This window comes from Gordonia sp. KTR9, assembly GCF_000143885.2.
Lineage (GTDB): Bacteria > Actinomycetota > Actinomycetes > Mycobacteriales > Mycobacteriaceae > Gordonia.
This window is the reverse complement of the sequence record NC_018581.1, coordinates 1,932,983-1,946,125: the sequence shown is the minus strand read 5'-3', so window position 1 is coordinate 1,946,125 and position 13,143 is coordinate 1,932,983. Positions and strand designations below refer to the sequence as shown.

Below are 13,143 nucleotides of genomic sequence, written 5' to 3'. Positions count from 1 at the left end.
ACTTCCGGCCGGGCCGAACCGAAGGAGCGACATGAGCTATCCACCGAGCGGTGGCGGCTACCCGCAGGGCGGTTACCCATCGGGCCCGGTGCCACCCGGACCGCCTCGATCACCGTGGTCGTCGCCCGCTGTGCTAGTGGCGATCGGCGCGGGAGTGCTCCTGGTGGTCGTGGGCGTGCTCGCGGCGCTGTTGCTGATCCCCACCGACGACGAGTCCGCGGACCGCGACACCGCTGATGGCGGACAACCGTCGGCATCGACCTTCACGAGCACCGTCACCCGATCGGCCGAGACGACCACCACCACGACGACTCCCACCACGACAACGCCGACACCCGACCGTCCCACCCCCACCGTCGCGGGCGCGGACTGGCAGGGGTTCACCACCGGCCCACGCTGCAACGCCGCGGGCGACCCGGCCGTCGTCGTGGGACAGACCTCACGATCGCGCGTCGTCATCTGCCAGGTCGGCACCCAGACGGGCCGGTGGTACTACAAGGGCCTCGCACCCGAGGGCGGAATCGAGTTGCAGTTCCCGACCCGCACCGGCGACACCTTCGAAGCGCGCAACGGCGCTGTTCGTTACCTCGTCTCGCCGACGAGCCTCACCATCGTCGAAGGCGGCACCGTGCTCACCGAGGAGCCCATGCTGGCCTACTGGTCTCTGCCCGGCTGAGACTCGCCGTCCGGAACCCGGGGCCACGAACACTTGAAGTTCGGTCTTCGAGAACGGTAGGCGAGGGGCGGCCAGGGCCACCGCTGCGCGAATCGATTCACACTGTGGAGTTATCAAGGGACGGTTGCGATCCCGGGTATGAGTCGGGTGCGGAAGGTGCTACGCGAAGTGTGTTGTCGACGGTGTCAGGTCAGGCGGCGTCGTCGAGTCGCATGGTGCGTCGGTTGTAGGCGGGCAGGGGCCGGCGTTGCGGATCGATCGACACCGGCGGGACCAGCCAGGGATGTCGGTCGGAGCCCATGACGATGTCCCAGCCGTGGTGGTGGACCTGGGTATGGCAGCGTTGGCAGAGCAGGCAGCCATTGTCGAGGTCGGCGGGGCCGCCGTCAGCCCAATGCCGCACATGGTGTACCTGGGTATGCGACGGCGGCGCACCGCATTTGACGCAGCAGGAGTCTCGGACGATCACGGCTTTGCGCAAGTGCGCCGGGAACAGTAGGTTCGTGCGCCCCATCTGTAGTGGTACCCCCTCATCGTCGAGGACGACCTCGGTGAGCGATCCGTCGCAGGACAGCCGTTTCGCGGTGGCCTGACTGACCGACCCGGTCCACGGCAGGGTTGCCGGGTCGGCGCCGGTGGCGGGGATGGTGAGCAGGAGTTGGGTGCGGGGACTGCCGATGCTGTCGATGCTCGCACCCAATGCGGCTTGGTCGAGGATGAGTTCGAACGCGTCGGCGCGGCGTTGCTCAGCGGTGCGTCGGTCGTCGGCGCCGTCGGGTTCAGGTCGTGGGCAGGAGCGTTCGTCGATCATCGCGAGAAACTTCTCGCCGACGACTTGGGTGAGGTCGGCGCGGATGTCGATACGGCCGTCGTCGGTGGTGTGGACGTTGACTGTGTTGAGGGATGCGTCGTCCGCGGCGGGGATGCCGCTGTCGGTAGCTTCGACCAGTGCGTTGGCGATCGTGCGGGCGTGTTCAAACACCTGTGCCGGTGTCGCCCCGGAGAGTGCTTGGCCGAGGAGTTCGATCTCGTACTCGGAGCGCTCGTCGTCGGAAAGCGTGGCGGGGCATCGTTTCTCGATCTGGGTGATGCCGCGGATGATGGCGTCGACGTGCTCCGGGGAGAGGCGTCCGTCGGCGGCGTGACGAGCCAGGGCGGGTAGCTCAGGTAGGGCGTCAACGCTGCGCATGGCGCGTAGGGCTGCTGCGGGCGCAAATCCCATCTCGATCACCATCTTCTTGGTGGTGCTGCCGGTTTTCTGTGCGACGCCGAGGTCGTCGAGTTGTGCTGTGTGGGTGACGATCTGGTGATCGACGATGTTGCGGATCAACCGCAGCACATTCAACGCGTCGAATGTCGCTGTGCCCGTGGGGTCCTCGGCGGGCGGGGTGGTCTCGATGAGCTGATCGAGGAGGCTGGTGAGCTCTGGCATGGCTCCAAGCTACAGGAACATCTGTTCGATCTCGAGAAGTTTCCACAAGCCCGGGATCGCGAAATCATCGACTGTGCAGGTGATTTCGTCGACCGTGCGTAAACCGTTGACAGTGGTGAACTTCAGTCACACCCGTTTCGAATTTCGGCCCGACAGCGGTGACCCTGTCGTTGACTCTGCAATGCCCGCCTCGCCTCCCCGAGCACCTCGTGAAGCCGCCGACGCAGCCCACGCCCCCGCCGAACTCGGCGCACATCTCGAACCGCAACTACGAGTAGCGCGGACCGAACTGCCGGTCGCCCGCGTCACCGAGCCCCGGCACGATGTAGTTGACCTCGTTGAGGCCGTCGTCGACCGCGGCCACCACAAGCCGGCACGGATGTCCCGACTTCTCGAGCGCGGCAACACCTTCAGGAGCCGCCACGACGCAGACCGCGGTGATGTCGGTGGCGTTGCGGGCAACCAGGAGTTCGATCGTGTGAAGCATCGAACCGCCGGTGGCGAGCATCGGATCGAGGACGAACACCGGCCGCCCCGCCAGATCCTCCGGCAGCGACTCGAGATAGGGCACCGGCTGCGCGGTCTCCTCGTCACGTGCGAGACCCACGAAACCGACATGCGCCTCGGGGACCATTGCGTGGGCCTGCTCGACCATGCCGAGCCCCGCACGCAGCACCGGCACCAGGAGAGGCGGGGACGCCAGCCTCGACCCCGTGTGCGACGTCATCGGCGTGTTGATCGCGACATCGGCGCGCGGCGCATCGGCGAGCGCCTCGTAGATCAGCATCTGAGTGAGGTCGGACAGCGCCGCCCGGAATCCGGCGTTGTCGGTGGTCTCGTCACGCATCGTGGTCAGACGCGCGGCCGCGAGGGGATGGTCGACGATCAGGGACTCCATGCCCATCACCCTATTTCCTCGGTGACGATCGCGTGCCTCTTGGGCGTGGCCGGCCCCGCCCGATCTCTCGCGCGTCCGAAACTCGATGGAACCCAACTCGGCCGCGCCGCGTCAGAATCCCATGAGCCCGTCCTCCCCGCACCCCGATCCTGTCCCCGCCCGACCAGGCCTCGCGGCCGGCAACCGGCTGTCCGTCGATTCGACTGCGTTGCACGATTTCTCCGATACACATCGCACGAACGCCCGGATGCTCGACAGCGGCGCCGGGGTCGACGACACCGGGATGGTCGACCTGGCCATCACCTTCGGACTTATCGGAATCGAGTTCCTCGCCGCCGTCGTCGAGTTCCTCGAGCTTCATCGACGGAATGTCGCTGCCGCCGCGGCACGCGAGGAACGCGTCGGACTGACCACGAGTTCGGCCGCGACGTCCTACGCCGACTGTGACTGCGCGGCCGCCGACGGGATCACGGCACAAGGCGGGCTGACGCTGTGATCCCCGTCGAGCTCCTCATCGAACCGTTGCGTCAGCTGGTCGCCGCGCTGGGCACCGGCGTCCTGGCACCGGGCAACCCCGCCGAACGGGTCCGGGCCGACGCGTCCACCGTCGAGGAGGTGCGCCGCCGATCGATGTCGGCCACCGAATCCGTCCACACCCGATGGGACGGGGCGGGGTCGGCCGGGGCCGATGCCGCGACCACGGCGATCCGGCAGCAGCTCGCCGAGGTCACCGGGTGCGCCACCGAGTTCGGCCGGCTCGTCGAAGACGCGAGCCGCACCGTCCACGCCGCGGCGACCGGGCTGACCGGACTCGTGGACTCCATGGAGCGTCATGTGCGCGGCCTCGCCGGTGGACTGGCCACTCCGGCAGGACTTCTCGCGATCCTGCCGATCGCCGTCGAGCACCTGGGCCGGGGCGTGGAGATCGTGACCCGCGCCCGAGCCGAGCTCGGCTCGGACACCGAGGCGATGACCGGCCTCGCCCGGCGAACGGCGCCCGCCGAGGTCACCGGTGTCGCGAGCGGCCTCGAGCACCTGTCGACGGCGCCCACCCCCGGCGGCATCCCGATCACTCTGCCCGACGGTTCGGTCGCCTACGCACCGAATCAACGGGCGGCCACGGCGGTGCGTGCCGCGCTGAGTCAGCGCGGCGTCCCTTATGTATGGGGCGGCACCACTCCGGACGGATTCGATTGCAGCGGCTTCACCCAGTGGGCCTACCGCCAGGCCGGACTCGAGCTGCCCCGGCTCGCGCAGGAGCAGGACACCGCCGGAGTCCCGGTCTCGCAGGCGCACCTCCAGCCCGGGGACCTCGCGGTGTGGTCCGGTCACGTCGCCATGTACATCGGTAACGGTCAGATGGTCGAAGCCGGTGACCCGGTGGGCGTCTCGCCGGTACGGACCTCGAACCTCGACCAGGCGTTCGAGGGCTTCTTCCGTCCACGCTGAGAGCCGGGTGACGCTCGATCCACCAAGCCGGTGCGATGAGTTCATCGAAATGTCGTCGGCGCACCATCGACCGTCTGTGGGGGCACTACTGGATTCGCCGCCGACAATCGCTAGGCTGTGTCCCCATGGCCGGAGACATCGTCCCGATTGAGCTCGGACTCACCGACGGAAACAGCTTCACCCTGTGGGCACCCCGCTGGCGTGAGGGCGATGACGAGTGGGAGGCCTTCCTCGGACTGGACGAGGATCTGTATGTCCTGCCCGGCGTCGCCGAGCTCGCTGCGTTCATCCGTACCAACGAGGACAACGACCTCGTCGAACATCCCGCGTGGTCGACGGTGGTCGGACTGCAGGCCGAAGAACTGATTCCCGACGAGCGTCACAGCTACGACCTCGTGGGCGTGCCCGAGCTCGCCGCCGAGGACCCGACCCCGGAGGTCATCGCCGAACTCGAGGACGCACTCGAGATCGTCCGCATCCTCGGCGAGGTCTGCGAACTGACGCCGGTCACCAAGTTCTTCAACGGCAACCCGATCCTGGGCGCCGTCACCACGGGCACCCGCAACTTCGACGGCCGCGAGGGCACCGACCTCTGGGTACGCATCGGCCGGCTGATCGCCAAGCACTGGGACGACGTGCTCGACGCCATCGACGGGGTCATCAGCACGCCGAAGGTCGATGCCAAGGCCGTCGAGACCGCGGAGGCCGAGCTGGAGGCCGCCGCGTCCGCAGAGGACGAGGACGAGCCCACCGACGACGACATCGAGATCGTCGGTGCCACCGACACCGACGACGAGCCCGCGTTGTCCGACGACGACCTCGAGGACGACGACGAGGACGAACAGGCTGACGACGACTACGACGACGACGATTTCTGGGCGTCGGTCGGCATCGACCCGGTCAAGATCGTCACGAGCGCGAACGAATACCTGACACTCCGGTGCTACCTCGGCGACGATCCGGTCTTCCTCGGCAGCAAGGGCAAGATCTTCGTGTTCACCTCGGCGCGCGCACTGTCGCGGTTCCTCGCCGACGACAACACGCACGACCTCGCCGAGCTGTCCACGTTCGACGAGGTCCGCACCGAGGCCACCAACGGCTCCCTGGAATTCGACGTCATCGACGACAACGTCTACGTGCTGCCGGGACTCGCCGACGACATCGCCGACGGTCCGCGACGCATGGATCGTGACCAGCTCGACCTCGCCGTCGAATTGTTCACCGACGCGGCCGACTATGCCGGTGACGACACGGTCACCGAAGCCCTCGGCACCACCACCCCGTTGGGATGGTTCGTGGACTACACGGTCAACCCCGACCCCAAGCGCATGGCGCCGAGCGGCCCGTTCGACAACGAGGCCGAGGCGTGGCGCGCACTCGAGCACGACTTCGAGGCCCGCCTGACCAAGAAGGGCTGACGGGCCGGTCCGCTCCCGTTCCCACGCCCGCCAAGGCGGTGCTGCTCAGCCGAGCAGCACCGCGTAGCCGGGCTTGATGACGTCGTCGATGAACGCCAACCGCTCGTCGAAGTGGATGAACGCCGATTTCATCGCGTTCACGGTGAACCGTTCGAAATCTGCCCAGCCGTATCCGAACTGATCGGCGAGCAGACCGAATTCCTTGCTCATCGTGGTGTCGGACATGAGCCGGTTGTCGGTGTTGACGGTGACGCGGAATCGCAACCGTGCCAGCACGTTGAACGGATGCTCGGCGAGTGAACCGACCGCGCCGGTCTGGACATTCGAACTCGGGCACAGTTCGAGCGGAATCCGCTTGTCCCGCACGACGTTCGCCACCTGGCCCAGCTTCGCGCCGGCGAACGACCCCGCCGCGAGGTCGACCCCGGCGGGGAGTTCGATGTCGTCGAAGACGCGGACGCCGTGGCCCAGTCGGTCCGTCCCGCAGAAACCGATGGCTTCGTGGATCGACGGAAGGCCGAACGCCTCGCCCGCATGGATCGTGAACGGTGCGCAATTGGCTCGCATGTACTCGAACGCATCGAGGTGACGAGTCGGCGGATGCCCGGCCTCGGCACCGGCGATGTCGAAGCCCACGACGCCCCGCTCGCGGTAGCGGACCGCCAGTTCGGCGATCTCGCGCGACCGGGCCGCATGGCGCATCGCGGTGACCAGACAGCGCACGGTGATGCTCCGGCCCTGCTCGGCCGCGACGGCCTCCCCCTCGGCGAAACCCCGCAACACGGCCTCGACGACCTCACCGAGCTCCAGGCCACCTTCGAGATGCTGCTCGGGCGCGTAACGGACCTCGGCGTAGACGACACCGTCTGCGGCGAGATCCTCCACGCACTCCCGCGCAACGCGTTGCAGAGCGCCGGCGGTCTGCATCACCGCGACCGTGTGGGAGAAGGTCTCGAGGTAGCGCTCAAGCGAGCCGCTGTCGGCCGCCCGGCGGAACCACTGCCCGAGTGTCTCGGCGTCGTCGATCTGCCTGCCGTTCTCGTCCGACGGCAGGTCCTCGTAACCCACCTCGTGGGCCAGTTCGAGGACCGTCGCAGGCCGGAGTCCGCCGTCGAGGTGGTCGTGCAGCAGCACCTTCGGGGCGAGGGAGATGTTCGCCGGGGTCAGCGTCGTCATGGAGTGAACCTAACGCGGTCGATGATCAGTGGTCGGGTGCCCGCGCCGACCGCGTGTCCAGGGGCGTCGGGCTCGACCGTCGCCGCCCCGGGCAGACACGAGCGCGCGCCGGCGATCCGGCCCTCATCCTGCGTGTGCAGGGTGAACAACGGTTGACCGGCCCGCACACGATCCCCCGGTTTCGCATGGATGATCACTCCGGCCTCGGCCGCGACCGCCTCCCCCGGTTTCGATCTGCCACCCCCGAGTCGCCATGCGGCGTCGCCCACCGCGCGCGCATCCATCTGGGTGACGACACCGTCACGCGCCGCGGTCACGGTGTCGTGATGGCGCGCCTGCGGTAGCGGCGCGTCCGGGTCGCCGCCCTGCGCGGCGATCATCGCCCGCCAGGTGTCCATCGCCCGGCCGTCGGCGAGATGGGTTGCCGGATCGGCGTCGACGAGCCCCGCGGCGTCGAGCATCTCCCTGGCCAGGGCCAGGGTGAGCTCGACGACGTCGGCGGGCCCGCCGCCCGCGAGGACCTCCACCGACTCGGCCACCTCGACGGCATTGCCGACCGCGAGTCCGAGCGGTGTGCTCATGTCGGTGATCACGGCGCGGGTGTCGACCCCGGCGTCGTGACCGAGTTCGACCATCGTCGACGCGAGTTCGCGCGCGTCGCTCTCTTCGGGCAGGAAGGCACCCGATCCGGTCTTGACATCGAGGACCAGCGCACCGGTCCCCTCGGCGATCTTCTTGCTCATGATCGACGAGGCCAGCAGCGGAATGGATTCGACCGTTCCGGTGACGTCGCGCAGTGCGTAGAGCTTGCGGTCGGCCGGCGCCAGGTCGGCACCCGCGGCGCAGATGACCGCGCCGACGCGTTCGAGTTGGTCGAGCATCTCGGCCGTGCTCACCTCGGCCCGCCATCCCGGAATGGACTCCAGCTTGTCCAACGTGCCGCCGGTGTGACCGAGCCCCCGGCCGGACAGCTGCGGCACGGCGACACCGAAGGATGCGACCAGCGGTGTGAGCGGGAGGGTGATCTTGTCACCGACGCCGCCGGTCGAGTGCTTGTCGACGGTCGCGAGCGTCTTCCCGTTCCGCCGCAGACCGGACAGATCCATCCGCCGCCCGCTGTCGATCATCGCGTGCGTCCAGGACGCGATCTCCCGGCGATCCATACCGCGCAGGTACACCGCCATCAGCAGTGCCGACATCTGTTCCGGCGCCACCTCGCCACGGGTGTAACCGTCGACCATCCACGCGATCTGCGCGTCGCTGAGTTCGTGTCCGCCCCGCTTTGTGGCGATGACCGACACCGCGTGGATGATCTCGCGGTCCTCGACCGTCATGAGCGGACCGCGTCGAGATCGTCGGGTCCGAAGGCGTCCGGGAGCAGATCCGCGAGCGTCCGGGGACCCTGCGGATGGTCGACGAGGAGCCCGCGCCCGCCGTGTTCGAGGAGCACCTGCCGGCACCGGCCGCACGGCATCAGCACCGCCCCGCGGGAGTCGCAGACGCTGACCGCGCGCAGTGCCCGGTCGCCGCCGTTCACCAGGGCCGCGACCAGCGCGACCTCGGCGCAGATACCCAGCCCATATGAGACATTTTCCACATTGCAACCAGCGATGACACGCCCCTCGGCGGTGATCCCGGCAGCCCCCACCGGGTACTGCGAGTACGGCGCGTAGGCGCGTTCGATCATTGATTTTGCCTTGTCCCGCAACGTATTCCACTCGATTTCAGCAACCACGTGAATCTCCTGTCGCACGGCGTCACCGGCCGTTCATCTGGATTTCATCACCGCAAAGCTTGGGTAAGGCAAACCTAAGTCGTAATGTCTTGTCGCTCAGATCGGTTCGGGCAATTTACCACCGGAATGGGCATGGGTTTAGAGTCTCTTCCTATGGGTCCATGGTCGAGTCGGAGCATGCCGATTCGACGCGTCCATCGACGATGTTGGAGGCCACTTTCCCGATGAGCACCTCGACCGAAGTCGCACCCGACCCGGTGCGCAGACGATCTCTTTATCGCGGCGATCCCGGCATGTGGTCGTGGGTCCTGCACCGCATCACCGGCGTCACGATCTTCTTCTTCCTGTTCGTACACGTGCTGGACACCGCGGTCATCCGCGTCGACCCGAATCAGTACGACGCGATCATCGAGACCTACAAGACGCCGATCATCGGCCTCATGGAGATCGCCCTGGTCGCCTGCGTCCTGTTCCACGCCTTCAACGGTGTGCGCCTGATCCTCGTGGACTTCTGGTCCAAGGGACCCAAGTACCAGCGGCAGATGCTGTGGGTGGCCATGACCCTGTTCGTCATCGCCTTCGGGGCCGGCACGGTCCGCCTGCTGCAGATCCTGTTCAGCCACCTGTAGGAGACACCAGAGATGACCACCTCGGAAGCCACCGGTGTCGCCAAGACCCTCGGCACGCAACACGACCGTCCCGCGAGCCTGGACAACCCGCGCTCGCCCCGCAAGCCCAAGGGCGGCAACTTCGAGAAGAACGCATGGCTGTTCATGCGGTTCTCGGGTCTGCTGCTCGTCGTCCTGACGATCGGCCACATGTTCATCATGCTGGCCTGGGACGGCGGCGTGCACCGCATCGACGCCTCGTTCGTCGCCGCACGCTGGAGCTCACCCTTCTGGCAGATCTGGGACCTCACCATGCTGTGGCTGGCCCAGCTGCACGGCGGCAACGGTGTGCGCACCGTCATCGCCGACTACTCCCGCAAGGACTCGACCCGTTTCTGGCTGAACGTGCTGCTCGCCGTGTCGATGATCCTCGTCCTCACGATGGGCACCTACGCCCTCCTGACCTTCGACGTCAACAGCGTCGGCTAGAGGAGACCTAGAACATGCAGGAACATCGCTACGACGTCGTCATCGTGGGCGCCGGCGGCGCCGGAATGCGCGCGGCGATCGAAGCCGCACCTCGTGCCCGCACCGCGGTACTGACCAAGCTCTACCCGACCCGCAGCCACACCGGTGCGGCCCAGGGTGGCATGTGCGCGGCACTCGCCAACGTCGAGGAAGACAACTGGGAGTGGCACACCTTCGACACGGTCAAGGGTGGTGACTACCTCGCCGATCAGGACGCCGTCGAGATCATGGCCAAGGAGGCCATCGACGCGGTGCTCGATCTGGAGAAGATGGGCCTGCCCTTCAACCGGACCCCCGAGGGCAAGATCGACCAGCGGCGCTTCGGCGGTCACACCCGCGACCACGGCAAGTCCCCGGTCCGGCGTGCCTGTTACGCAGCCGACCGCACCGGTCACATGATCCTGCAGACGCTGTACCAGAACTGCGTCAAGCACGACGTCGAGTTCTTCAACGAGTTCTACGCCCTCGACATCTGCCTCACCGAGAACGAGAAGGGCGAGCAGGTCGCCACCGGCGTCGTCGCCTACGAGCTCGCGACCGGCGAGATCCACGTGTTCCACGCCAAGTCGATCGTCTTCGCCACCGGCGGCTCGGGCCGCATGTACAAGACGACGTCGAATGCGCACACGCTGACCGGTGACGGCATGGGCATCATCTTCCGCAAGGGGCTCCCCCTCGAGGACATGGAATTCCACCAGTTCCACCCGACGGGTCTGGCCGGCCTCGGCATCCTCATATCGGAGGCGGTCCGCGGTGAGGGCGGCATCCTGCGCAATGCCGACGGTGAGCGCTTCATGGAGCGCTACGCCCCCACCATCAAGGACCTCGCGCCGCGCGACATCGTCGCCCGATCGATGGTGCTCGAGGTGCTCGAGGGTCGCGGCGCCGGGCCGAACAAGGACTACGTCTACATCGACGTGACCCACCTCGGCGAGGACGTCCTCAACGAGAAGCTCCCCGACATCACCGAGTTCGCCCGCACCTACCTCGGCGTCGACCCGGTCACCGAGTACGTGCCGGTGTTCCCGACCTGCCACTACGTCATGGGCGGCATCCCGACGAACATCAACGGCCAGGTGCTGCGCAACAACGACGAGGTCGTCCACGGCCTGTACGCGGCCGGCGAGTGCGCGTGCGTGTCGGTCCACGGAGCAAACCGCCTGGGCACCAACTCACTGCTCGACATCAACGTCTTCGGACGCCGGGCGGGCATCGCCGCGGCGGACTACGCGAACTCGGCCGAGTTCGCCGAACTCCCCGAGACGCCCACCGAGATGGTCGATTCGTGGCTCGAACTGCTGCTCAGCGACCACGGCCACGAACGCGTCGCCGACATCCGTACCGAGCTGCAGGCCTCGATGGACGCCAACGCGTCGGTGTTCCGCACCGAGGAGACCCTCAAGCAGGCGCTGACCGACATCCACCGGTTCAAGGAGCGCTACGCGCACATCCGGGTCCACGACAAGGGCAAGCGCTTCAACAGCGATCTCCTCGAGGCCATCGAACTCGGCTTCCTGCTGGAGATGGCCGAGGTGACGGTGGCCGGAGCCCTGAACCGCAAGGAGTCCCGCGGCGGTCACGCACGCGAAGACTACCCGGATCGTGACGACGTCAACTACAAGCGGCACACCATGGCCTACAAAAAGGGCACCGATCTGCTGTCAGACATCGAGTTGGACTACAAGCCGGTCGTGGAAACCCGCTACGAGCCGATGGAGCGTAAGTACTGATGACATCTGTTCTGGACAAGCCCGCGCCGTCCTCCGACGAGCCGCCGTTGCCACCGGTGCCCGACGAGGCCACCATGGTGACGCTCAAGATCTTCCGTTTCAACCCGGAGAACCCCGACGCCCAGGGCTTCGAGAGCTTCCGCGTCCCGGCGCTGCCGACGGACCGTCTGCTCAACCTACTCCTGTATGTGAAGGGCTACCTCGACGGGACCCTCACGTTCCGTCGTAGTTGCGCCCACGGTGTGTGCGGGTCGGACGCGATGCGGATCAACGGCGTCAACCGTCTCGCCTGCAAGCTCCTGATGAAGGACATGCTCCCCAAGGACAAGTCCAAGGAGATCACCATCACCATCGAGCCGATCCGCGGCCTGCCGGTGGAGAAGGATCTCGTCGTCGACATGGAGCCGTTCTTCGACGCGTTCCGCGCGATCAAGCCGTTCCTGATCACCTCGGGCAACGAGCCGACCCGCGAGCGCATCCAGAGCCAGGCCGACCGCGCCCGCTTCGACGACACCACCAAGTGCATCCTGTGCGCCTGCTGTACGACGAGCTGTCCCGTGTTCTGGACCGAGGGTTCGTACTTCGGTCCGGCCGCGATCGTCAACGCGCATCGGTTCATCTTCGACAGCCGCGACGAGGGCGCCGTCGAGCGTCTCGACATCCTCAACGACGTCGACGGTGTGTGGCGCTGCCGCACGACCTTCAACTGCACCGACGCCTGCCCGCGCGGCATTCAGGTCACCCAGGCGATCTCGGAGGTCAAACGCGCGCTGATGTTCTCGCGCTGACCCAATCGAACTTCTCTCTGCAGCCCGTCGACGGCCCGCACCCTCAGGGGTGCGGGCCGTCGTCGTCGGGGTCGATCGAGGTGATGTGCGGGCCGAAGACGCCGGCGACGATCGCCGCCGCGCTCCGCGCCTCCTCCTCGGGTTCGGCGGGCCAGAGCAGCATGCCCAGAACCGAGCGGATCACGAACCGTGCGCCCACCACGTCGTCGGGATCGACACCGATCAGATCCGCGGCCACCGCATGTACCGCCGGCGAGGACAGGACCGTCGGCGTCGCGTCGATCAGGTTCTCGGGCCGGAGGAACTGTCGAATGACCCGGTCGGCGCGTAGGGCTCGCAGGGTCTCGATGATCGCCGTCCGGGCACGCTCACGCCCCGTGAGGTCTGAGATCGAGGCCCGGATGGCATCGAGCACCGGCGCCGAGGTCGAGGCGAGCACGGACTCGATCAGCACGGCCCGTCCGCCGGCGTGGCGGTAGATCGTCGCCCTCGAGCAGTGCGCCCGGCGTCCGAGTTCGTTGAGATCGAACGCGTCGAGCCCGCGCCGGGCGATGAGTGCCGCCGCGTGCGCGATGAGGCGTTCGCGCGCGGCGTCTCGCCGTTCGCCGCCGACCAGCCAGTCCTCAGCCACCCATCCTCCGTTCTCATCATGAGACGAATCGCGTCTTGGTTGTGGCCGCTCTCTGCTGGTCACGACCATACGTT

General features: G+C 67.2%; 14 protein-coding genes. 8 read left to right on the top strand and 6 right to left on the bottom strand.

All coding sequences use genetic code 11. From position 1 onward, the window contains the following. The first annotated feature begins 31 nt into the window (after positions 1–31). The gene (locus KTR9_RS09655; protein WP_014926235.1) at positions 32–676 is read left to right on the top strand and encodes a hypothetical protein; all 645 of its coding nucleotides are present in this window, start codon (positions 32–34) and stop codon (positions 674–676) included. A gap of 190 nt (positions 677–866) precedes the next feature. Here KTR9_RS09655 and KTR9_RS09650 read toward each other — a convergent pair whose 3' ends face one another. Together KTR9_RS09650 and upp are read right to left on the bottom strand one after the other, a co-directional pair. After that, positions 867–2,108: an HNH endonuclease gene (locus tag KTR9_RS09650; RefSeq protein WP_014926234.1), complete on the bottom strand. Its 1,242-nt coding sequence runs from the start codon at positions 2,106–2,108 to the stop codon at positions 867–869. A 268-nt stretch (positions 2,109–2,376) separates the two neighbouring features. Continuing rightward, on the bottom strand, positions 2,377–3,006 hold the full coding sequence (gene upp / locus KTR9_RS09645; RefSeq protein WP_044507825.1) for a uracil phosphoribosyltransferase: 630 nt from the start codon (positions 3,004–3,006) through the stop codon (positions 2,377–2,379). Between the two features lie 121 nt (positions 3,007–3,127). Here upp and KTR9_RS09640 point away from each other — a divergent pair, with 121 nt between their 5' ends. The 3 genes from KTR9_RS09640 (at position 3,128) to KTR9_RS09630 (ending at position 5,873) form a co-directional block, all read left to right on the top strand. Further along, entirely contained in the window at positions 3,128–3,502 is a 375-nt protein-coding gene (locus tag KTR9_RS09640) for a type VII secretion target (RefSeq protein ID WP_014926232.1), read from the top strand. Continuing rightward, positions 3,499–4,455, top strand: a complete 957-nt coding sequence (locus KTR9_RS09635; protein WP_014926231.1) for a C40 family peptidase — start codon at positions 3,499–3,501, stop codon at positions 4,453–4,455. Before KTR9_RS09640 ends, KTR9_RS09635 begins: the two co-directional genes overlap by 4 nt. Before the next feature lie 125 nt (positions 4,456–4,580). Beyond that, positions 4,581–5,873: a hypothetical protein gene (locus KTR9_RS09630; protein WP_014926230.1), complete on the top strand. Its 1,293-nt coding sequence runs from the start codon at positions 4,581–4,583 to the stop codon at positions 5,871–5,873. A 45-nt stretch (positions 5,874–5,918) separates the two neighbouring features. On the opposite strand, the gene KTR9_RS09625 is transcribed toward KTR9_RS09630, so the two are convergent. Genes KTR9_RS09625 through KTR9_RS09615 form a run of 3 tightly spaced genes read right to left on the bottom strand, consistent with a single transcriptional unit; the run spans position 5,919 to position 8,784 of the window. Continuing rightward, a complete protein-coding gene (locus KTR9_RS09625) occupies positions 5,919–7,049 on the bottom strand; it encodes an adenosine deaminase (RefSeq protein WP_010841915.1) in 1,131 nt (376 codons plus the stop codon). Then, positions 7,046–8,383, bottom strand: coding sequence for a thymidine phosphorylase (locus KTR9_RS09620; RefSeq protein WP_044506383.1), 1,338 nt, complete (start codon positions 8,381–8,383; stop codon positions 7,046–7,048). Before KTR9_RS09620 ends, KTR9_RS09625 begins: the two co-directional genes overlap by 4 nt. After that, a complete protein-coding gene (locus KTR9_RS09615) occupies positions 8,380–8,784 on the bottom strand; it encodes a cytidine deaminase (protein WP_014926227.1) in 405 nt (134 codons plus the stop codon). The genes KTR9_RS09620 and KTR9_RS09615 overlap by 4 nt, the downstream gene beginning before the upstream one ends. 224 nt (positions 8,785–9,008) lie before the next feature. Here KTR9_RS09615 and sdhC point away from each other — a divergent pair, with 224 nt between their 5' ends. The 4 genes from sdhC to KTR9_RS09595 are packed head-to-tail and all read left to right on the top strand — an operon-like array spanning position 9,009 to position 12,438. Next, positions 9,009–9,413, top strand: a complete 405-nt coding sequence (gene sdhC, locus KTR9_RS09610; protein ID WP_014926226.1) for a succinate dehydrogenase, cytochrome b556 subunit — start codon at positions 9,009–9,011, stop codon at positions 9,411–9,413. A 12-nt stretch (positions 9,414–9,425) separates the two neighbouring features. Then, a complete protein-coding gene (locus KTR9_RS09605) occupies positions 9,426–9,881 on the top strand; it encodes a succinate dehydrogenase hydrophobic membrane anchor subunit (RefSeq protein WP_004021682.1) in 456 nt (151 codons plus the stop codon). A 14-nt stretch (positions 9,882–9,895) separates the two neighbouring features. Beyond that, positions 9,896–11,650 (top strand): succinate dehydrogenase flavoprotein subunit, encoded by a 1,755-nt coding sequence (gene sdhA, locus KTR9_RS09600; RefSeq protein WP_014926225.1) that lies wholly within the window; start codon positions 9,896–9,898, stop codon positions 11,648–11,650. Further along, positions 11,650–12,438: a succinate dehydrogenase iron-sulfur subunit gene (locus KTR9_RS09595; RefSeq protein WP_004021684.1), complete on the top strand. Its 789-nt coding sequence runs from the start codon at positions 11,650–11,652 to the stop codon at positions 12,436–12,438. Before sdhA ends, KTR9_RS09595 begins: the two co-directional genes overlap by 1 nt. Before the next feature lie 43 nt (positions 12,439–12,481). Here KTR9_RS09595 and KTR9_RS09590 read toward each other — a convergent pair whose 3' ends face one another. Further along, positions 12,482–13,069 (bottom strand): TetR/AcrR family transcriptional regulator, encoded by a 588-nt coding sequence (locus KTR9_RS09590; RefSeq protein WP_044506381.1) that lies wholly within the window; start codon positions 13,067–13,069, stop codon positions 12,482–12,484. Positions 13,070–13,143: the final 74 nt, after the last annotated feature.

Bases quoted from the DNA above. Each gene is read 5' to 3' on its own strand.
- KTR9_RS09655 (WP_014926235.1), top strand. From the start codon at position 32: ATGAGCTATCCACCGAGCGGTGGCGGCTACCCGCAGGGCGGTTACCCA.
- KTR9_RS09650 (WP_014926234.1), bottom strand. From the start codon at position 2,108: ATGCCAGAGCTCACCAGCCTCCTCGATCAGCTCATCGAGACCACCCCG.
- upp (WP_044507825.1), bottom strand. From the start codon at position 3,006: ATGGAGTCCCTGATCGTCGACCATCCCCTCGCGGCCGCGCGTCTGACC.
- KTR9_RS09640 (WP_014926232.1), top strand. From the start codon at position 3,128: ATGAGCCCGTCCTCCCCGCACCCCGATCCTGTCCCCGCCCGACCAGGC.
- KTR9_RS09630 (WP_014926230.1), top strand. From the start codon at position 4,581: ATGGCCGGAGACATCGTCCCGATTGAGCTCGGACTCACCGACGGAAAC.
- KTR9_RS09625 (WP_010841915.1), bottom strand. From the start codon at position 7,049: ATGACGACGCTGACCCCGGCGAACATCTCCCTCGCCCCGAAGGTGCTG.
- KTR9_RS09620 (WP_044506383.1), bottom strand. From the start codon at position 8,383: ATGACGGTCGAGGACCGCGAGATCATCCACGCGGTGTCGGTCATCGCC.
- sdhC (WP_014926226.1), top strand. From the start codon at position 9,009: ATGAGCACCTCGACCGAAGTCGCACCCGACCCGGTGCGCAGACGATCT.
- KTR9_RS09605 (WP_004021682.1), top strand. From the start codon at position 9,426: ATGACCACCTCGGAAGCCACCGGTGTCGCCAAGACCCTCGGCACGCAA.
- sdhA (WP_014926225.1), top strand. From the start codon at position 9,896: ATGCAGGAACATCGCTACGACGTCGTCATCGTGGGCGCCGGCGGCGCC.
- KTR9_RS09595 (WP_004021684.1), top strand. From the start codon at position 11,650: ATGACATCTGTTCTGGACAAGCCCGCGCCGTCCTCCGACGAGCCGCCG.